The sequence below is a fragment of the Nocardia sp. CDC153 genome, assembly GCF_035818515.1.
In the GTDB taxonomy this organism is placed as follows: domain Bacteria; phylum Actinomycetota; class Actinomycetes; order Mycobacteriales; family Mycobacteriaceae; genus Nocardia.
In genome coordinates this window covers 1,239,992-1,259,265 of sequence record NZ_JAYKYU010000003.1, presented here as the reverse complement: position 1 = coordinate 1,259,265, position 19,274 = coordinate 1,239,992, and the positions used below count along the sequence as shown (strand labels likewise).

General features: G+C 66.5%; 23 protein-coding genes. 19 read left to right on the top strand and 4 right to left on the bottom strand.

Annotated features, from left to right (window positions below):
• The first annotated feature begins 33 nt into the window (after positions 1 to 33).
• The 12 genes from VMT65_RS22420 (at position 34) to VMT65_RS22365 (ending at position 8,537) form a co-directional block, all read left to right on the top strand.
• Positions 34 to 930: a phage tail protein gene (locus VMT65_RS22420; RefSeq protein WP_326310259.1), complete on the top strand. Its 897-nt coding sequence runs from the start codon at positions 34 to 36 to the stop codon at positions 928 to 930.
• Complete coding sequence (locus tag VMT65_RS22415; RefSeq protein WP_326310258.1) at positions 927 to 2,615, top strand: Gp37-like protein; 1,689 nt, start codon at positions 927 to 929, stop codon at positions 2,613 to 2,615. Before VMT65_RS22420 ends, VMT65_RS22415 begins: the two co-directional genes overlap by 4 nt.
• A 21-nt stretch (positions 2,616 to 2,636) precedes the next feature.
• Positions 2,637 to 3,080: a phage gene 29 protein family protein gene (locus tag VMT65_RS22410; protein WP_326310257.1), complete on the top strand. Its 444-nt coding sequence runs from the start codon at positions 2,637 to 2,639 to the stop codon at positions 3,078 to 3,080.
• A gap of 134 nt (positions 3,081 to 3,214) precedes the next feature.
• Complete coding sequence (locus tag VMT65_RS22405; protein ID WP_326310256.1) at positions 3,215 to 4,336, top strand: hypothetical protein; 1,122 nt, start codon at positions 3,215 to 3,217, stop codon at positions 4,334 to 4,336.
• On the top strand, positions 4,336 to 4,932 hold the full coding sequence (locus tag VMT65_RS22400; RefSeq protein ID WP_326310255.1) for a hypothetical protein: 597 nt from the start codon (positions 4,336 to 4,338) through the stop codon (positions 4,930 to 4,932). The genes VMT65_RS22405 and VMT65_RS22400 overlap by 1 nt, the downstream gene beginning before the upstream one ends.
• Positions 4,933 to 4,946: 14 nt before the next feature.
• Positions 4,947 to 5,219: a hypothetical protein gene (locus tag VMT65_RS22395; protein ID WP_326310254.1), complete on the top strand. Its 273-nt coding sequence runs from the start codon at positions 4,947 to 4,949 to the stop codon at positions 5,217 to 5,219.
• Entirely contained in the window at positions 5,216 to 6,049 is an 834-nt protein-coding gene (locus VMT65_RS22390; protein WP_326310253.1) for a glycoside hydrolase family 25 protein, read from the top strand. Before VMT65_RS22395 ends, VMT65_RS22390 begins: the two co-directional genes overlap by 4 nt.
• On the top strand, positions 6,046 to 6,324 hold the full coding sequence (locus tag VMT65_RS22385; protein ID WP_326310252.1) for a hypothetical protein: 279 nt from the start codon (positions 6,046 to 6,048) through the stop codon (positions 6,322 to 6,324). Before VMT65_RS22390 ends, VMT65_RS22385 begins: the two co-directional genes overlap by 4 nt.
• The gene (locus VMT65_RS22380; protein WP_326310251.1) at positions 6,324 to 6,713 is read left to right on the top strand and encodes a hypothetical protein; all 390 of its coding nucleotides are present in this window, start codon (positions 6,324 to 6,326) and stop codon (positions 6,711 to 6,713) included. Before VMT65_RS22385 ends, VMT65_RS22380 begins: the two co-directional genes overlap by 1 nt.
• Before the next feature lie 6 nt (positions 6,714 to 6,719).
• Positions 6,720 to 7,055, top strand: coding sequence for an LtfC-like domain-containing protein (locus VMT65_RS22375; protein ID WP_326310250.1), 336 nt, complete (start codon positions 6,720 to 6,722; stop codon positions 7,053 to 7,055).
• Positions 7,056 to 7,108: 53 nt separating this feature from the next.
• Entirely contained in the window at positions 7,109 to 7,471 is a 363-nt protein-coding gene (locus VMT65_RS22370; RefSeq protein WP_326310249.1) for a phage tail fiber protein, read from the top strand.
• Between the two features lie 49 nt (positions 7,472 to 7,520).
• Positions 7,521 to 8,537 (top strand): hypothetical protein, encoded by a 1,017-nt coding sequence (locus VMT65_RS22365; RefSeq protein WP_326310248.1) that lies wholly within the window; start codon positions 7,521 to 7,523, stop codon positions 8,535 to 8,537.
• Positions 8,538 to 8,590: 53 nt separating this feature from the next.
• On the opposite strand, the gene VMT65_RS22360 is transcribed toward VMT65_RS22365, so the two are convergent.
• Positions 8,591 to 9,316: a helix-turn-helix domain-containing protein gene (locus VMT65_RS22360; RefSeq protein WP_326310247.1), complete on the bottom strand. Its 726-nt coding sequence runs from the start codon at positions 9,314 to 9,316 to the stop codon at positions 8,591 to 8,593.
• A 144-nt stretch (positions 9,317 to 9,460) separates the two neighbouring features.
• Between VMT65_RS22360 and VMT65_RS22355 the strand changes: the two genes are divergently transcribed.
• Positions 9,461 to 9,775 (top strand): helix-turn-helix domain-containing protein, encoded by a 315-nt coding sequence (locus VMT65_RS22355; protein WP_326310246.1) that lies wholly within the window; start codon positions 9,461 to 9,463, stop codon positions 9,773 to 9,775.
• A 68-nt stretch (positions 9,776 to 9,843) separates the two neighbouring features.
• On the opposite strand, the gene VMT65_RS22350 is transcribed toward VMT65_RS22355, so the two are convergent.
• A complete protein-coding gene (locus tag VMT65_RS22350; RefSeq protein WP_326310245.1) occupies positions 9,844 to 10,344 on the bottom strand; it encodes a MarR family winged helix-turn-helix transcriptional regulator in 501 nt (166 codons plus the stop codon).
• A gap of 103 nt (positions 10,345 to 10,447) precedes the next feature.
• Between VMT65_RS22350 and VMT65_RS22345 the strand changes: the two genes are divergently transcribed.
• Positions 10,448 to 11,380: an EamA family transporter gene (locus VMT65_RS22345; RefSeq protein WP_326310244.1), complete on the top strand. Its 933-nt coding sequence runs from the start codon at positions 10,448 to 10,450 to the stop codon at positions 11,378 to 11,380.
• A gap of 29 nt (positions 11,381 to 11,409) precedes the next feature.
• Entirely contained in the window at positions 11,410 to 12,048 is a 639-nt protein-coding gene (locus tag VMT65_RS22340; protein ID WP_326310243.1) for an NAD(P)-dependent oxidoreductase, read from the top strand.
• 68 nt (positions 12,049 to 12,116) lie between these two features.
• On the opposite strand, the gene VMT65_RS22335 is transcribed toward VMT65_RS22340, so the two are convergent.
• A complete protein-coding gene (locus VMT65_RS22335) occupies positions 12,117 to 12,848 on the bottom strand; it encodes a S1 family peptidase (protein ID WP_326310242.1) in 732 nt (243 codons plus the stop codon).
• Between the two features lie 327 nt (positions 12,849 to 13,175).
• On the opposite strand from VMT65_RS22335, the gene VMT65_RS22330 reads away from it, so the two are divergent.
• Positions 13,176 to 13,931 carry a MerR family transcriptional regulator gene (locus VMT65_RS22330; RefSeq protein WP_326310241.1) on the top strand — a complete coding sequence of 252 codons (756 nt, stop codon included), beginning with the start codon at positions 13,176 to 13,178 and terminating at the stop codon, positions 13,929 to 13,931.
• A gap of 75 nt (positions 13,932 to 14,006) precedes the next feature.
• Here the strand turns inward: VMT65_RS22330 and VMT65_RS22325 are convergent, their stop codons facing one another.
• The gene (locus VMT65_RS22325; RefSeq protein ID WP_326310240.1) at positions 14,007 to 15,233 is read right to left on the bottom strand and encodes a hypothetical protein; all 1,227 of its coding nucleotides are present in this window, start codon (positions 15,231 to 15,233) and stop codon (positions 14,007 to 14,009) included.
• 315 nt (positions 15,234 to 15,548) lie between these two features.
• On the opposite strand from VMT65_RS22325, the gene glf reads away from it, so the two are divergent.
• From glf to VMT65_RS22310, 3 genes are read left to right on the top strand one after another with little or no spacing between them, the layout of a single operon-like run.
• The gene (gene glf, locus VMT65_RS22320) at positions 15,549 to 16,745 is read left to right on the top strand and encodes a UDP-galactopyranose mutase (RefSeq protein ID WP_326310239.1); all 1,197 of its coding nucleotides are present in this window, start codon (positions 15,549 to 15,551) and stop codon (positions 16,743 to 16,745) included.
• A gap of 23 nt (positions 16,746 to 16,768) precedes the next feature.
• Positions 16,769 to 18,688 carry a glycosyltransferase gene (locus tag VMT65_RS22315; RefSeq protein WP_442790282.1) on the top strand — a complete coding sequence of 640 codons (1,920 nt, stop codon included), beginning with the start codon at positions 16,769 to 16,771 and terminating at the stop codon, positions 18,686 to 18,688.
• On the top strand, positions 18,685 to 19,269 hold the full coding sequence (locus VMT65_RS22310; RefSeq protein WP_326310237.1) for a phosphatase PAP2 family protein: 585 nt from the start codon (positions 18,685 to 18,687) through the stop codon (positions 19,267 to 19,269). The genes VMT65_RS22315 and VMT65_RS22310 overlap by 4 nt, the downstream gene beginning before the upstream one ends.
• Positions 19,270 to 19,274: the final 5 nt, after the last annotated feature.

Here is a 19,274-nt window from a genome sequence, read left to right as displayed (position 1 = left end):
TTGCTTGCAACACAACAGAATTGAGGTGAGACGGTGGCACCGAGTCCAGCGCTGATTACGATCTCCGGCGTCGACGGTTCGACGTGGACGATCAGCGGACAGGGTCGGGGGCGGGAAGGCGTCGAGCTCGGGACCGCTCCGAGCGGGCTCTACGACGCGCCGGTCACGACCATCTGGAACGCGACGGCGTTCCAGAACGGGTCGACCTACGGCGGATACAGCACCAACAAACGCGACGTCGTCTTCGGCGTCAATATCTTTCAGGTACCCGGACGCAGCTGGGAACAGGTGGACAGCGCCTGGCGCAAGGCTTGGGCGTACGACACCGATTCGGTCATGACGGTGACGACGGACTACGGCTCCCGGTCCCTCGCGCTCCGACTGACCGAGCAGCCGGACTTCAAGCCGGTGAAGGATCCGCATCTGAATGCTCTGGGGCAGGTCACCATGACCTGTTCGGCGGGTGTCCCGTGGTGGGTCGAGAACAATGTGACCAGCACCTGGACGTCGCCGACGGATACGACCAACGGCAGCTCCCAGTCCGGCACGGTGACGATCTCGAATCCGACCGACCAGCCGATGTATCTGCAGTGGGTGTGTTCCGCGCCGGGACAGTGGACACTGCCCGATTTCTCCTGGGGCAACAACTATTACGGTCGTGCGGTCGCGGATGCCAACCGGAAGATCACCATGCCGGTGACCCGGGCCGGACAGGATCTGGTGGTCGACACCGATCCGTCGCAGGAAATGGTGGTCGCGGCCGACGGCTCCCAGATATGGGCGCTGATGGGTGGGGTGAGCTTCGAATACGTTGTGCCGCCCTACACCCCGTCGACGGTTCTGCCGGTCAAGGTGACCGGTGCGCCGACCGGCGCTTCGGTCATGGTTGTCCAGCCTCGTAACTGGTCACGGCCCTGGGGGCTGCAGTGACGACGGTGAACGACCTGCCCGGCATTTACACGAACGCCCAGTCGACCAAGGCCGCGCGCAAGGCCAAGCGCGCGATGCCCCCGCTCATCCGCCTGTGGGACGGCAACTGGCAGCTGCGCGGCATCTGCGCCGCGGAGATCAGCGGCTCCTTCACCTGGCTGCTCAACGAGACCGGAACCGGTGTACTTGTCCTGCCGTTCGAGCACTACCTCGCGAAATGGGCGGTCTCGCAGTCCAGGACGACGCAGAACATCCACATCACCGTCGACAAGGACGGCGCGCGGTGGGACGGCCGGATGTCGCAGGCGGTCGTCAAGCAGGACGAGCACGGCGTCACCACGGTCGAGATGACCTTCCTGCACTCCTACGAGGAACTCAAGCACATCTGCATCTGGTCGAATCCGCTGCTGCCGGCGGCGATTCAGATCCCGCAGAACTTCGTGCTCGCGGGCCCGTCGATCTCGATGCTGAAGCTGGCGCTGTTCCTCAACGTGCTGCGCCTGGAGATGTCGCTGTGGGCGCTGCCGGATGATCCGCTCGACCTGGGCCAGTGGTTCAACCTGGATCAGTCGAACTGGTCGATTGTCGTTGCGCCGCAAGATGTCCTGTCGGATTCCTCGATCTGGACCGTGCTGGATTCCCGGTTCAAGATGTTCCACGACCTGGCCAAGGACACCCTCGCCACCGCACAGCTGATGGTCACTACCCGGCGCTGGCTGGTCGGCGACCCGCCACCGTGGCCGGGTGCGAATCTGCGCAATGGCGCGCTCGTGGTCGACATCGTCGACAAGAGCGGCTTCAGCACCGGCACCAGCCAGGGCGGCAGCGTCCTCGACGGTCTGATCTACACGGCCGAGGTCTACGCCAACGACATGCTCGAGCAGACCCCGAACCGGCTTCCGGACCCGAATGACCCTGCCGAGTACAAGAATCCGGGCTGGCTTGGCACCCTGCCCCATGCGCCCTGGGTGATCTATCGACCCGAACTGCACACCGGCGTGCAGACTTCGGCATTCACCATCACGCCCTTCACCGATGTACAGATCCTGACCGGTGGGCATTCCCCGGATGTGGTCAATCAGGGGGTCGAAGCCGCCTGCGAGGCGGTCGGCGCCTTCCTCGGCGGCGTCGCCGAAGCGATCGCCTTCGGTCTCGGAATCGCGCTGGTCGACCCCGTTGCCATGGGTTCTCAAATGGCCAGGGACTTCGTCTATCCGGGGTTCAAGGACACGCTGCTGGCGTGGGTGTCCTACAAGGACGCCTTCCGCGCCGCCGGGGCCGGGTGGTCGCATTACTACGAGCGTTTCCAGGACGGCGCCGACGAGGCATACAGCCTGAGTTCGCTCACCGCCCTGAGCGCGGCTCTGTGGGCGACGCGATCATTCACCACCCACGAGTTGACCGTCGCGGACGGCCAACCCTTCTACATCGGCGATCAGGGTCAGGGGCATTTCTTCCTCGGTGACCGGGTCGGCAGCACCGTCATGGGTATGCCGCCGGGCGAGATCTTCGTCGATCAGGTGACCCAGCTGGAACTCGCGTGGCAGCGCGGCACCACCCCGGCCTGGCAGATCACCATCGGAACCAACCAGGAAGTGGAAGAGCCGCTGGTCAAGGCCATGCGAAAGATCGACGACATCAAGTCGACGATCCACGACCTGAATACGAACATCACCTTCAGCTAAGTCGATCGGAGATGGAATCGGATGTCCATTCCACAACAGCACGAATGTGATCCCACCAAGCCGGACGAGGCGTTCACCTGGGCTCTGGTGGGATTGCCCGGCCCGAAACACGCACCGATGATCGTGCACCCAATGGTTTTGCGCCAGTGGTCACAGCACCTGTGGGACTTGGGCTTTCGGCACGACCCGGAACAACAGACCAAGGAATACCATCCGCCGGTCCGCGGCCATCACCACTGGCTGAACGGATCCGGCCAGTGGATGCCCAAGGGCACGCCGCGCCCGGCTCGGATCACCGCACCGGATGTGACGGTCCTGACCCCGCACGAGCGGGCCGAACTCGTCCAACAGCTGCACCACCACGGTGACCTCGATCATCTGGTACGCCGCAAGGAGATCGAGACGGCAGCGGAGGGGGCGTCGGTTGAACCGGAGCAGACGCCGGACGAGGCGTCGCCGCGATGACCTCACCCGATAAAGCCCATCCCAGTGGATCTTTCGGCACGGGTGGCCTATCGGGACTCACCGACGGCCGCGCCGCCGCTTTCAGTAATGACCCGAACACGGTTCAGAACTACACAAATCAGACGTTCCAGTCGATGACCACCGGCGTCCTCAACAACCTGGGGAAGCGATCCAGCTTCAATCTCTCCAACTATGTCGGCACGGCCATCGACGAAATGCTGGCCGGGCTATGTCGCGCACTGGCGGGCGTCGATGTACTCGGCGTCCATCCGCTGGAATTCATGAATCAGTGGGCGGACAACCTCGACGCTCAGGCACGGGCGGCGGTGGCGGGCGTCGGCGCGATCTCCTCGGGCATCACGGGACCCATCACCGGAACCGCGTCCTCGAATCCCTCCGATGTCCTCCCCGCAATGACCTCGTTGCAAACGCGGTTTCAGCAGATCCTGCTGCAGGGCAACGCGATCGCATTCACGAATTCCCAGAACTACACACCTTCCAAGGGTGTCCTCTCCATCGATGTCATTCTCATCGGTGGAGGTGCTGGTGGTGCCGGCGGCGTGTGGAACATTGTGGCGGGCAGTCGAAGTGCGGGTGGTGGCGGCGGTGGCGGCGGCGAGGTGCACACCACCATCCCCGCATCGCTGCTGCCTCAGGACGGCAACGGGAACTTCCAGCCGATCGCCATCACGATCGGTGCGGGCGGCGCGGCGGGTGGTGCCGGTGGGCAGTGGGGCTTCCCCGGCGGGGCGACATCCTTCGGTCCCTGGTTGGTCGCGGGTGGTGGCCAAGGCGGTCAAACCAGCCTGGGCACCTGTGGGCCGGGTGGTGCGGGCGGCGCCGGGATGATTCTCGGCGGCGCGGGCGGCCACGGCGGGCCCGCGGGTATCGGCGACGTCTACCCGACCGCGGCCAATGGCGGGAATTCGATCTCGTCCTACTCGCTCAACGGTGGTGGCGGCGGTGGCGGCGGTGGTGCCGGATTCACCGGCGGCAATGGCGGAAACGGTGGTCAGGGCGGCGTTTCGCCCGGTGGGGCGGCAGGCTCGCCATTTGGTCAGGCCGGCACTTCGCCCGCGTCCATCATCGCCACCGGCGGTGGCGGTGGCGGTGGCGCCCTGACCGGTTACGACGGCGGCGGCAATGGCGCGTTCCCGGCCGGTGGCGGTGGTGGCGGCGGTGCCAATGCCACCGCGGCCGCTCCCGGCGGATACGGCGCCGCCGGAATCGCTTACGTCATCGAACGGACCAGCTGATGTTCGCGACCAACCTCGTGGTGTTCACGACCTCGGGCATTTGGTCGCCGCCACCGAAGCTGTTCGCCATCGATCTGATTCTGCGGGGTGCCGGTGGCGCAGGCGGCACCGATGGCGGAGGCGGAGGCGGACAAGCCGTCGTATCCAGCCGGCGAATCCCCGCGGCGATGCTGACCGGACCTGTTCAGGTGACCGTCGGTCAGCCGGGTTCCGGCGGAAATGACGGTGGTGCAACGAGTTTCGGGAAGTTGCTGACCGCCGTGGGTGGTTCGGGCGCGAACAACGGCGGTTTCGGCGGCGGCGTCGCCTTTCAACGCGGCGGGCGGGGCGGAACGAAAGGCAATCCGGGGGAATCGGTGTCCGGTGATGTGATCGCCCTCCTGGCCGGCGGTGGTGGCGGCGGCGGGTCGGGCGCGAGCGGGGGGCTATCCGGCCTGGTTTCCGCAGACGCCGGCAATCCCTCCTTTTGGCAAGTCCTGCAATCCGGTGGCGGCGGGAGCTCGGGTAATCCGGGTGGCTTTCCCGCGGGCGGTGGCGGCGCGGGCGCGGCGGGTGCCGCGGGCGTCGCCACGGTTATCCACTATCTGTTCACGTAGAAGAGGCCAAACACATGAAAACCGCTACACAGACATCTCTTTCGGTCGGTGGCTTCGCCGGTCCGGCACAGCATTTCGCCTTGTCCGAACCGCTGTGCGGCAATAGCCACGTGATCGTGTGGACGCAGGACGCGTTCGGTCAGCAGGCGGCCGAGGCGGTCATCGTCGCGGCGCGGCCGGACGGGTCCGCCATCACCATGACCCGGTTGCCCGGCTCCTACGTGCATCCGGACCCCAGCGTGGACGCGGCGCTCGAATTGGCCGGCTATCAGGTGGTTCGAGAATGACGCTGTTCGGCATCGATATCTCGAACAACAACGGGCCGGATATCGATCTGACCGAGGTTGCGCGCGAAGGCTTCTCGTTCGTATTCGCGAAGGTGTCCGAGGGCGACTACTTCATCGATGCGACCTGGCCCGCCTATCGCGACGCCGCGCACGCGAACGGGCTGCTGGTCGCGGGCTACCACTACCTGCGCGGCGACTGCGATGCGGCCGCCCAGGCGGAGCTGTTCGTCGAGCACCTCGGCGACGCCGCCGCGATGATCGACTTCGAAGCCAATTCCGGTGGCATCACCACATTTTGGGCATTCGTGAGCGAGGTGAACAAGCGCGGCAAGCGTATCGACCTCTCCTACATCCCGCGCTGGTACTGGCAGCAGATCGGTTGCCCGGACGTATCGCAGGTGCCGGGATTGATCCAGTCCAGCTACGTCGGCGGCTCCGGGTTCGCCACCGATCTGTATCCGGGTGACGCCTCGCCGTACTGGAACGGTTTCGGCGGCAAAGCCGTCGATCTGCTCCAGTTCACCGATGCCGCCCAGGTCGCCGGACACACCGTCGACGCCAACGCGTTTCGCGGCAGCGTCGATGATCTGCGTCGCCTGCTCGGGCTGACGCCACCTACTACTCAGGGAGTTCTCATGGCGCTGACCGACGCGCAGCAAGCGGACCTGTATCAGAAGGTCCAGGACATCTGGGGGCAGTTGCTCGGCCCGGATGGACACGGTTGGCCCCAGCTGGGTCTGAACGCGGCGGGACAGAACCTGACGCTGGTCGACGCGGTAGCCAAGACCGGTGGCGAGATCCTCGCGGCGCTACCGAAAGCGGCTTCGTGAGTGCCGGCGACGTGGTCGCCCGCAATGCCAAGACGGTGGTGTCCGCCATCGGCGGCGTGATCACCGTGCTCACGGTCGCGGCCATGCTGTTCCAGTACGCACCGACCTCCGTGGCCGGGTACGGGGCGGCGGTGCTGGCGGCCATCGAGATCCTGCGCAGCGTCAATGTCTGGATCGTCAGGAACGAGCCCGTGCTCGCCGCGGCCGCGGATGCGGGCAGTGATCTGGTCACCGCCATCGAGCACCCCGGGTCGGCGGGAGCCGGAGCCGCCTGATGCCACTCGTCGAGACCACGGTGCTCAGCGCCGCGACCTTCCTCGGCGGCACCGGTGCGTCCGCGTTCTTCGCCTGGTTGCGGGCCCGCTTGCGAGCACCCGCGGAGAACCTGCGCACCGAAGTATCGGTGGCCAAGGACGTCAACGACATCGCGCTGGCCACGCTCGCCCGGGTGTCGGAAGAACTGCGGATCGTCACCCATCGCCTGGATGCGGTCGAATCCGCGCAAGAGGCCTCCATCCGCGAATTGGACAGGGTCACAGTGCTTTTCCGGGAGGCGCTGGTGGTGTTGCGCGGCGTGATAGAGGCCGCCCGCGCCGGACGCGTCCCCGCCCTGCACCTGTCACCGGAGCTGATGGACGAGGTCCAACACCATCAAGAAAGGTAAGCGGACATGACCGCACCCGTCGATCCCGGATTTCTGGGATATCAACCGACGATCGAACCCCTCAAACTGACCACCGGCGCGAGCTTCGTGCAGACGATCCAGCCCTCCGGCACGGCCACCTTCCCCGCGAACACCACGGTGAAGATCGTGCTCACCGCCCCCGGCGGCGCGGTTCTGGACACATGGAACGCCACCGTCACCAGCACCGCGGCCACCTGGTCCGTGTCGAACGTGGCGGCCGACGCCATTCCGGCGAACTCGCGTTACACCATGCTGGTCACCTATCCCACCACACCGGCAGTCACCTACGCCTGGTACGAGGGCACCGTACTGCGTACCTAGCGGTCCGCGAAAAACCCTCTGTCGCAACACATTCCCCTCGAAAAGGAGTCGTCATGACCATCTCCGTCAATGCCACCAAGAACGTTCTGGCCAACGCCTACGCCGGAATCGCCGGCAGCAATGTCGTCTACGTCTCGGTCCACGTCAACGATCCCGGCTCGACCGGCATCAACGAGGCCAGCGGCGGTTCGCCCGCCTACGCCCGTAAGCCCAGCACCTGGGGAGCCGTGGTCAACGGCCAGGTCACCGGCTCCCAGGTCGCGATCGACCTGCCCGCGAACACCTACAACTACGCCGGCCTGTGGAAGACGGCCACCGGCGGCCAGGCCGATTTCATCGACAAGGTCGCCATCGCACCCACCACCCTGGGCGCCCAGGGACAGCTGCTGATCACCCCGACCTTCACCGTCAGCTGACCGGCACACGCCCGGAATTCGCTCAACCGCAACAGAATCGGAGGGCGCCGTGACAGCACCAGGACAGGTGATCACCGCGACACCACCCGCCGCGCCGACAGTGGTATCCGCTGTCCCGGCGCCGCCGACCATGACGGTTCCGCCGCCGACGGCATCGCTCACGGTCATCGACGGAAGACTCGTACCGGTCATCCCGCCGTATCTGATCGCCGCCTTCAGCGGCACGACGGTGCTGACCGCGCCGTTCAATGCCACGTCGGTATTGCCCGGTAGCGGTACCGGCCTGGGCGCGCTGTCGGCCGTGGTCGGGGTCTGGCAGCCCGTTATCGGCAATTTCGGCGGCACCGGTTCGGCCGCCGCGTCCGTTGTTGTCGGCGGCGGCAGCAAGGCGGTCGTCTCGGCATCATTCGCCACCGAGGGCCTGCTCCGGGTCCGCGATGCGTCTTTCGGCGCGGTGGGAGGGCTCTCGGCCGCGATCGTGCCGAAGCTCACCGCCGCGGCGTCGTTCTACGGCGTCGGATCGGCCATCGGTGTCCAACCCGCCTTCGCCACAGCCACATTCGCCACCACCGGCGCTGCGGCGGCCGTTACCGGACAGCTCGCGCAATGGTCCGGTAGTGGGGCGCTGAGTTGTGCCGTCGTCATCGGAATGCGGCCCGCCGGAATGACGAAGAGCGGGGCGGCGTGGTCCACGACCATCAATGCGCAGTACGCGCAGATCACCGGATGGACCGCGGATACCACCAACTATCCCGGATCGTCGGTTTCCAGTGACGGCCTGGTCGCGTCGAGTTCCAAATCGAACGCGAATCTCGCGGCGTCGATCGTGTTCACCGGAGGCTCGTTCTCCGATATGAACGTGACCTTGAAGCTGGCGGTGAATGGCACCCCCGTGATCACCGGCGCCGCGAAGTCGGTGCCCGCGGGCTCCACCACTACCGTCACCGTCACCGGCAATGCCACGCTCAATGCGAACGACAAGGTGTCGGTCCTGGCGGTCACGGATTCGTCCCTGCAGGCCGTCACCGCGAATGCGAACTCCGCCTCCTGGGTACGGATCAGCTGACGTCGAATACGGGTGGCCACTGACCGGCCCGCGGCGGTGGTTACCGTCGTGGGTCAGTCGGCGCAGCCACGGGTGAGTCGGCACAGCCACCATGCCCGGCTCGGGTATTCCGGGGCATAGATCCGAACGCCCATGGTCTGGACGTGGTGGGTCGTCATATCGCGAATCGCTATGTGCCGCAGGCTCTCGCCGGTTGGTGGCCTGCTGTGCCAGAGCTCGTCCCATTCGGGGGCGTTCTGGCATTTCCGCACCAGCTCCGCGGTACCCGGGTCGGTCGCCGGGTTCGGGGAGAGCATGCGAAGACTGTGCACAAGGTTGCGGGCCGCGGTGCGCCATTCGACCATGACCTCGCGGGCGGCCGGGTGACGGAACATCCATTCGACGAAACTGATGCCGGGCGGCAGGCCGGGGAAGGTGCGTCGATGGGCCGCATTGGCCGCGAGGATCGTGAACGTCGGCAGGGCGTAGAGACTGGCTGGGCCGGTGAGGGTTTCGAGGTCGGCCAGGTCGTCCGGACCGGGTGCGGACGCACTCCGGCGCGGGTCCGTGCCGAACAGGTCGGGCAGGCTGACGGCCAGGATGTGACGTCGGTACATCGGAGCCACATCCAGGTGATCGAACAGGATCTGCAGGGAGTGCAGGGTCGGGGGTCGGGTGCCCAGTTCGATCTTTTCGATGAGCGAGACGGACAGGTTTGCCTTCTTGGCGAGTTCGGTGCGGGTCAGCCAGGCGTCTTCGCGACGTTGCCGGATGTAATCACCGAATAGGTTGTCAGCCAAGAGGGTTCGCCTTTCCCGCAGATATTTGTATTGCGCTCTGTATTGCGGGTTCTCCCACGGATTGTGCGGATGGAGTTCGTTGAACTCTCATCTCGTTACTCCGGATAATAGAACACATGTTCGAACGATAGCTCAAATGCTGCCATGAGCTGCGAAGGCGCAGCCGGTGGTGGCGTGGGCGAAGGGGTGGAAGGCGGTCTTGTGGACTGGATGGACAGGTGTGTCGGGAACCGGGTCGGGCGGGCGATCGCGAAGGCGGGGGTGAATGAGATGGAGCTGATGGGGCGCCTTGGTCTGTCGGACTCGGTGCTCGCCCTCCGGCTGGCCGCGCCCGGGTCGTTCCGGGTGGACGAGCTCATCCTCGTCGCTGCGGCGCTCGACCGGGGCATCCAGGATCTGCTCCCCGATGCCGCCTGCTTGCCCGGCGGTGGCTGTGCGGTCTGTTCGTCCGAAAAGTAAATGTGGGCAGACTGTTTCGATACGCGAAAGGCGGCGTTCCCTCATGGGAGCGCCGCCTTTTTCGCGTTTCAATCCAGGGAGAGGTCGCCGAGGGATTCGGAGAACTTGCGGAGGATGGGGATGAGGGTTTGGCGGTCGGTGGGGGTTAGGGCGGACAGGAGGCGTTCCTCGTTGGATACGTGGAGGGGGAGGAGGCGGTCTACGAGGGTGCGGCCGGAGTCGGTGAGGACGACCTTGATGGCTCGGCGGTCGTTGGGGTCGGGGACGCGGTCGACCCAGCCCTTGGCTGTCAGGCGGTCTATGCGGTTGGTGATGGCGCCGGAGGTGATCATGGCGGCCTTGTTGAGAGCGCCTGCGCTGAGGCCGGATTCGTTGCCGGAGCGGCGGAGGGTGGCCAGAACGTCGAACTCCCAGCGTTCGAGGCCGTGACCTCGGAAGAAGTCGGTGAGTTCGCGGTCGACGAGGCGGCCCAGGCGGGAGAGACGGCCGAAGATCTCCATGGGGGAGGTGTCGACGTCGGGGCGTTGCGCACGCCAGGCGGCGGTGATCTGGTCGACGGCGTCGGGCACGGGGCTCCTCCTGCTCGTAATAATCTCAACGTTGAGATACTTGACGGTGAGGTACTTAAGATGGTGTTATCTCAACGTTGAGATTATCAATGAGGAGCTACCGATGACCACCTCACGCGCTGGAGCCGCCGGACTCGCCGGGACGCTCGCCCTCACCGGGCTCGCGCCGCTGGTGTGGGGGTCGACCTACGCAGTAACCACTACTTTCCTGCCGCCCGAACGGCCCATGTTCACCGCGGTCATGCGCGTGCTGCCCGCCGGACTGCTGTTGCTGGCCCTGACGCGGAAACTGCCGTACGGCCAATGGATTTCGCGAGCGCTCGTCCTGGGCGTGCTGAACATCGGAATCTTCACGGCCCTGCTGTTCGTCGCCGCCTACCGGCTGCCGGGCGGGGTGGCGGCCGTACTCACCTCGGCCGCACCGCTTTTCGCGGTGGGGTTCGCGGCGCTCGCCGGAATCGAACGACTCACCGGCCGCAAGATCGTGGCGGGCCTGATCGGCATGGCCGGGGTCGCGCTCGTGGTCCTCAAGGCGACCGCGGCCCTGGACACCCTCGGGGTGCTCGCCGGAATCGTCGCGGCCGTCGCCATGGGCAGCGGCACCGTGCTCACCAAGCGCTGGGGACGCCCCGAGGGCGTCACGCCGCTGGCCATGACCGGCTGGCAGCTGACCGCGGGCGGACTCATGCTGCTGCCGATCGCCGCGCTCGTGGAGGGCGCGCCGCCCGCGCTGGACGCCCGCAATATCGGCGGCTACCTCTACCTCGGGCTCATCGGCACCGCCGTCGCCTACGCCCTGTGGTTCCGCGGCATCGCCAGGGCCAGCGCCACCTCGGTGCAGTTCCTCGGCCTGCTCAGCCCGCTCTCGGCCACCGTCATCGGCTGGGCCGCGCTCGGCCAGTCGCTGACCGTCCTGCAGATCCTGGGCATGGCCATCGTGCTGGGCGGCACCCTGCTCGGCCAAACCTCGGGCGCGCCCCGCGCGGTGGAATCCACGCCCGCGGCCGAAAACGCCAAGACCCGTCTCGCGGCCTGACCGCGATCTCTTCAAGGAGCTGAAAGACCATGCAGATCACCGTCTTCGGAGCCAGCGGCGATGCCGGGAGCCGAGTCGTCGCCGAGGCCCTGAGCCGGGGCCACCGGGTACGGGCCGTCGCCCGGCACGAGGACCGGCTGCGCCACCTGCCCGACCAGGTCGAGGTGTGGATCGGCGATGCCGCCGACCCCCGCGATGTCGAGAAGGCCGCCGCCGGAAGCGATGTCGTGGTCGGCGCGACCCGGCCGCGGCCGGGCTCCGAGCACGAACACCCCGAAGTCGCCGCGGCCCTGCTACAGGGCTTGGCGGACAGCGGAATTCGCCTCGTCGTCATCGGCGGAGCGGGCAGCCTCACCGTCGCCGGGACCGGCAAGCTCGTCACCGAGCAGCCCGACTTCCCCGCCGAACTGCTCCCCATCGCCGAGGGCGGCAACCGTCAGCTCGAGGTGTTCCGCAGCGCCGGACACACGGTGGACTGGACCTACATCAGTCCGGCCGCCCTGTTCGAACCCGGCGAGCGGACCGGCGTCTTCCGGATCGGCCGCGACGAGCTGCTCGTCGACGAGAACGGCGACTCCGCGATTTCCATGGAGGACATGGCGATCGCGGTGCTCGACGAGATCGAACAGCCCCGCCACCGCCGCACCCGCTTCACCGTCGGTTACTGAAAAGCGCTGCCGCACAAGCAAACGGGGCGTGACCGAATCCGGTCACGCCCCGTTCGTCGTCTCTCGCGTCAGGCGATGTGGAAGCCCGCGCCCGCCCCGCCGTGGCGGTCGATATCGGCCAGCACCGCGGTGATATTGGTCGACAGCTCCGGCTCGTGGATCAGATTCCCGCCACCCTCGCACAGCGGCAGCTCGACATCGATCGGCCCGGCCTTGAAGTCGGTGCCCGCCACGACCATTCCGACCAGCTGATCCCCGCGCAGCACCGGCGCACCCGAGTCACCGTGGTTGGCACACACCTGGCTACGGAAGGTCAGGGCCTTGGTCTCCCAGACCGGACCGCAGGTGAAGCCGGTGGTGCGGCCGTTCTTGCAGACGCTCTCCCCGATCTGCGGCGGCGTGCCGACCGAGTTGATCACCGACTGCGCGACCTGACGGGTCGCGGTCACCTTCTCCGGATTGAACACGATGACGGCCCAATCCATTTGGTCGCTCCGCTCGGCGATGACGCCGATGCCACCGCTGCGGGTGTACTCGGCGGCGACGCGCGCGCCGACCTCACCGCAGTGGCCCGCGGTCAGACCGACGAGCTGGTTCTTGTTGTCGTAGCCGACGGCCGTCAGCGTGCAGTCGCTGACCGTATCGGTGGAGGTGAAATCCTCCACGTAGACCCCGGATCCACCGCCGAGCACCACCGGTGCGGCCGCGTCCGCGGGCCCGGCGAACAGGAGGGTGGAGCTGACAGCGGTGGCGGCGATGGCCGCCCAACGCAGAACTCGGGCGCGGCCCGCAGAAGACATTGGGTTTTCCTCATCCCCCGAAAATCGAATCGTGCGCGCGCGGAAATCGGGAGTCCGGCAGCGCGCACGCGGAGCATGTCACGCCCTCCTCCCGGAAGCAAGTCACCGGGCGACCGACCGATACGACGACCTATTCCGAAGACATTGCCCGCCAGCCGGTTCCGCGTGACCGAAACGGGCTCGGCCCTGTCGGTGTCCCGCGATAGAACTCCGGGCCGCTGCCACCGAGTGCACCGACGGCGCGTAAATTAATCCTTGACCTTGACGCTGCGTCAACTTGCATCCTGAATTCGTCGAGGAGAACGCGAGGATAGGAAAGGCCGGAACGTGACTGCCGAATGGTCGATCCAGGAATTGGCGAAGGTGGCCCGCACCACCAGCCGCACGCTGCGGCATTACGGTGACCTCGGGTTACTGCCGCCCACCCGGATCGGATCCAATGGCTATCGCTATTACGACCAGGAATCCCTCGTGCGGTTGCAGCGCATCCTTTTGCTTCGAGAACTCGGCCTCGGCCTCCCGGCCATCGCCGAAGTCCTCGCCGGGCAAAAGGACACCGCCGCCGCCTTGCGCACGCATCTGGAATTGCTGAAAAACGAGCAGGACCGGATCGCGCGCCAAATCGCCTCGGTGCAAACCACATTGCGCAAGACGGAAGCAGGTGAACAACTGATGGCAGATGAAGTATTCGACGGATTCGACCACACGCGGTACCAGGACGAGGTCATCGAACGCTGGGGCAAGGACGCCTGGCAGAGCAGCAACGACTGGTGGAACTCCCAGTCGGACGCCGAGAAGCGGGCCTTCCAGCAGGCCCACCTCGACATCGCCGCCGACTACGGCCGCGCCCACGCGGCGGGTCTCCCGGTCGACGGTGACGAGGTGCAGGCCATCGTCCAACGCCACTACGACTGGCTCGGCGCCGCCCCCACCGGTGGCCCGATCAGCGCCCAGTACTTCAACAACCTGGGCGAGATGTACGTGGCCGACCCGCGTTTCGCGAAGAACTACGACGTCCACGGCGCAGGCACCGCCGAGTACGTCCGCGACGCGATCCGCGCGTACAGCGCGGCCAAGCTGTAGTCGAAAAGCGAACCACCGCAGCCCCTTCCGGTCATACCGGAAGGGGCTGCGGTCGTAAGGTCGGTCAGTGACCGATCAAGCGGCGCACATCGACTGCATGACACCGCGCAGGATCGGCGCGCCGTAGGTGGCGGGCGCGAACGCGATGGTTTGCGCGATGCCCAGGGGAGTGGTGATCGTGGAGGCCACGCCGGTGAAGCCCGCGATGGTGTTGCCGATGGTGAGCAGCAGGCTGGTGGTGTCCAGCGCGAAGGTGATGAGGGCGAAGATGTTCTCCACCTTCACATCCGCCAGCGCCACCGTATTGAGCGCCCGGCCCTCGTAAATGTCGAAGCCGAGGTTGGCCAGGAAGGTCAGCGGGCCGTAGTCGAGCGCGTCGACGATCGGGCCGAGCTGCTCGGTGCGCCGCAGCATCATGACATCGGCGACCCGGTTGTCACGCAGGAACGCCTGCAGCGCATCGGCATTGGCGTTGACCGCGTTCGGGTCGACCGGCAGCGACGCGGTGGTCAGGAAGTTGCGGGTGCGCTCGACCAGGTCGGCGGTCTTCAGCTCGGCGATCGGGGTGCACGCGCCGTCGGCCTTCATCACCTGGTTGGCCAGATCGATGAGCGGCTGCGGGATGTCGACGTGCTCGTCGGGCAGATCCAGCTGCAGCTTCTGGTAGACGCCGTTCGCGCCGCAGCCCACCGACAGCTGCGACTGCACCGCGCGCGCCAGCGATTTCACGCCATTGAACAGCGCGCCCACGATGGGCTTGAGCACGAACCCGACGGTCGGCACCAGGCTGGCGGCGAACTGCGCCGGGATCTTCACGATGCGGGTGGCCAGGATGAACACCTCGACCGCATCGCGCACCTTCAACTGCGAGACCGCGATGGTCCGATCGACCTGCCCGGTGCGAATGGCATCGAGGTTGTTGACGAGGTAGGTGACGATCGGATCGTCGAGGAACTCGGTGCGGTCGTTCACCTCGTCCGGGCTCAGCGGCAGGAAGCCCTGCCGGTGCACGTGGACCGAGGCGATGTTCTGCCGGAAGTCATTGACGGATTGGTCGTAGGCGGCCTGCTGCTCGACCGGGACGACCGTGCGAATGGCGCTGGCGGCCGCGGTGATGATGTCGTCGAAGGTGGCCTGCCCGGGCTTGCCGCAGACCTCGCCCGCGTCGGCGATCTCGGCGGCGGCCAGGGTGTCGCCCGCGTCGGCGCGGGCGGTCGCCGCGCCGGGCACCAGGGCGGCCGTGCCGAGCACGGCGGTGATCGAGAGCGCGCCCACCAAGGGGGCGAAGCGTGTGAAGCGCATTGGGTGAGGGTCTTCCGGGTCGAGCGGGTGGCACGGCCGCGGTTAACCCACGGCAAAAACTGGTCGTACGTTCAGTTCGAGTGGATATGTAATACAGCTCTCATGACGGAGCTGTCTGCGATTTCGTGAACTTTGCGCAAAAAACTTGCGACCAATCCCGTTCAGTGAGATGACGCGGGTCACTACGCGGCCTATCCTCGCGGAGTTGGGCAGGGCTCCGGGCAAAGTCGCCGCACCACCCCGCCGCGAACCCTGCCAACCCACCCCGACGGAGCCCACGCGCGCTCGACGGTGGTGCCGGTAGTCTGGGCTCCCGTGACCGTCGCATCCCCCTTCGATCTCATTGTTGTCGGCTCCGGATTCTTCGGGCTGACCGTCGCAGAACGCACCGCCAACCTGCTGGGCAAGCGGGTGTTGGTGGTCGAACGTCGCTATCACCTGGGCGGCAACGCCTACTCGGAGGCGGATCCGGAAACCGGCATCGAAATCCACAAGTACGGTGCCCACCTGTTCCACACCTCGAACAAGCGCGTGTGGGACTACGTCAACGAATTCACCGAGTTCACGAACTATCAGCATCGCGTCTTCGCCATGCACAAGGGCCAGGCCTACCAGTTCCCCATGGGCCTGGGTCTGCTGTCCCAGTTCTTCGGCCGCTACTTCACCCCGGACGAGGCGCGCAAGCTGATCGCCGAGCAGGCCTCGGAGATCGACAGCAAGGACGTGACCAACCTCGAGGAGAAGGGCATCTCGCTGATCGGCCGCCCGCTCTACGAGGCGTTCATCCGCGACTACACGGCCAAGCAGTGGCAGACCGATCCCAAGGAACTGCCGTCGAGCATCATCACCCGACTGCCGGTTCGCTACACCTTCGACAACCGCTACTTCAACGACACCTACGAGGGTCTGCCCAAGAACGGCTACACCGCGTGGCTGTCGAAGATGGCGGAGAGCCCCAATATCGAGGTGCGCCTGAACACCGACTGGTTCGAGGTGCGCGACGAGATCCGCGCCCAGAACCCGGACGCCCCGGTCGTCTACACCGGCCCGCTGGATCACTACTTCGACTACAGCGAGGGCGAACTCGGCTGGCGCACCATCGATTTCGAGACCGAGGTGCTCGAAACCGGTGACTTCCAGGGCACCTCGGTGATGAACTACAACGACGGCGACGTCCCGTTCACCCGCATCATCGAGCCGCGCCACTTCCACCCCGAGCGCGACTACCCGACCGACAAGACGGTCATCATGCGCGAGTTCTCGCGCTTCGCCCAGACCGGCGACGAACCGTACTACCCGATCAACACCCCGGACGACCGTGCCAAGCTGCTCGCCTACCGCGAGCGCGCCAAGGCCGAAACCGCTTCGGCCAAGGTGCTTTTCGGTGGCCGCCTGGGCACCTACCAGTACCTGGACATGCACATGGCCATCGGCGCGGCGCTCAGCATGTTCGACAACGTGCTGCGCCCGCACCTGGAATCCGGTGCGCCGCTGGTGGACACCGCCGAATGACCGCCCAACTCACTCGGGAAGACATGAGCACCGAGACTCGCGCCGTATCCCTGCTCCAGCGCATCATCCTGCCCCGGCCGGGTGAGCCGCTCGACGTCCGCAAGCTGTACCTCGAGGAATCCGAGACCAATGCCCGTCGCGCGCATGCCATCACGCGCACCGCGCTGGCCATCGGCGCGGAGTCCGAGGTCTCCTTCTGCACCTACTTCAACGCGGTCCCGGCCAGCTACTGGCGACGCTGGAGCGTGCTGAAGTCGGTGGTGCTGAAGCTGGAACTGTCCGGTCACGGCCGCGTGGACGTCTACCGCTCCAAGGCCGACGGCTCGCGAATCCACGTGCAGGGCGACGAGTTCAGCACCCCGGGCGACGGTGCGGCGGCCGCCGACTTCGTCGAGTTCGAGGTGGATCTGGGCCCGTTCGAGGACGGCGGCTGGATCTGGTTCGACATCACCACCGACAGCCACGTCGAAATGCGCAGCGGCGGTTGGTACGCGCCCATCGAGGCCCCGGGCGAGGGCAGCATCGCCGTCGGCATGCCGACCTTCAACCGCCCCACCGACGCGGTGAAGACGCTGACTGCCCTCGGCTCGGATCCGCTGGTGCTGGAGAAGATCAAGGCCGTCATCATTCCCGACCAGGGCACCCGCAAGGTCGTGGACGAGCCCGGCTTCACCGAGGCCGCCGCCCGTCTGGGCGGTCGCCTGGCGATCCACAACCAGCCGAATCTCGGCGGCTCCGGCGGGTACAGCCGGGTCATGTACGAGGCGCTCAAGACCACCGACGCCGAATACATCGTCTACATGGACGACGACATCGAGATCGAGCCGGACTGCATTCTGCGCGCGCTGGCGTTCTCGCGTTTCGCCAAGTCGCCCATCCTGACCGGCGGCCAGATGCTCAACCTGCAGGAGCGTTCGCACCTGCACACCATGGGCGAGATCGTGGACCGTTCCATCTTCATGTGGACCGCGCCCGCGACCGTCGAGTACGACCACGACTTCTCCAAGCACCCGCTGCGTGACCGCGACAATTCGAAGCTGTTGCACCGCCGCATCGATGTGGATTTCAACGGCTGGTGGACCTGCGTGATCCCGCGTCAGGTCGCCGAGGAGATCGGCCAGCCGCTGCCGCTGTTCCTGAAATGGGACGACGTCGAATACGGTTTGCGCGCAAGGGAACACGGCTACCCGACCGTCACCCTCCCGGGTGCGGCCGTGTGGCACATGGCCTGGTCCGACAAGGACGACGCCATCGACTGGCAGGCCTACTTCCACCTGCGCAACCGCCTGGTGGTCGCCTCCCTGCACCTGCCCAACGACGGCCGCCCCATGGTCGTCAACACCATCAAGGCCACGCTGAAACACCTGCTGTGCCTGGAGTATTCGACGGTCGCCATCCAGAACGAGGCGATCCGCGACTACCTGGCCGGTCCGGAGAAGCTGTTCGAGCTGCTCCCCACCGCGCTGGGCAAGGTGCACGCCATGCGCAAGGAATACCCGGACGCGGTGATCCTGCCGTCCTCCACCGAACTGCCGCTGGCCTCGCACGCCGAGGTGGGCGCGGTCGGCGAACCGGGCAATCCGCTCGCCAAGGTGGCGCGCCTGGGCAAGGGCGTGCTGCACAACTTCCGCAAGGCCAATCCGCGCCACCACGAGACCCCGCAGCTGAACGTGCCGACGCTGGACGCGCGCTGGTTCCTGCTCTCGCAGGTCGACGGCGTCACCGTTACCACCGCCGACGGCCGCGGCGTCGTCTACCGTAAGCGGGATCCGCGAAAGGCCATGGAGCTGTTCAAGGAAGCGATGCGCCTGCGCAAGGAGCTGGCCGAGCGCTTCCCGGAGGTGCGCGAGCAGTACCGTCGCGCGCACTCGCATCTCACCAGCAAGGCCGCGTGGGAGAACGTCTTCGGTATCGATACTGAATCAAGGAACGAGCCCAAATGACGGCTGCACAGCCCGTTTCCGGCCAGGACCGCGGATTGCACGTGGTCCCGGACACCCCGCCGGCCCCGGTCGCGTCCCCGGCCGAGGTCAAGATCATCAACCTGGTGCAGGGCACCATCGGCCAGGATCCGCGAGTCATCAAGGCCGCGCGCGGTATGTCGCACTTCGGTGAGCATTCGCTCGGCTGGCTCGGCATCGCCGCGGTCGGCGCGCTGGTGGACAAGCCGCGCCGCCGCGAGTGGGCGGGCGTGGCCGTCGGCGCGTTCGGCGCGCACGCCGCGAGTGTCGTGATCAAGCGCGTCGTGCGTCGCAAGCGCCCGCACGACCCGTCGGTGCAGGTCAACGTGTCGACGCCGTCGAAGCTGAGCTTCCCGTCCTCACACGCCACCTCGACCACGGCGGCGGCTGTGTTGCTCGGCCGGCTGACCGGGCTACCCTTGCCTGCGGTGCTCGTCCCGCCGATGCTGCTCTCCCGGGTCGTCCTCGGCGTGCACTACCCTTCCGACGTGCTCGCGGGTTCGGCGCTGGGCGCAGCATCCGCCGCCGCCGTGCTCGCAGCCGAAAAGAGATTCGCGAAGTGACCGCC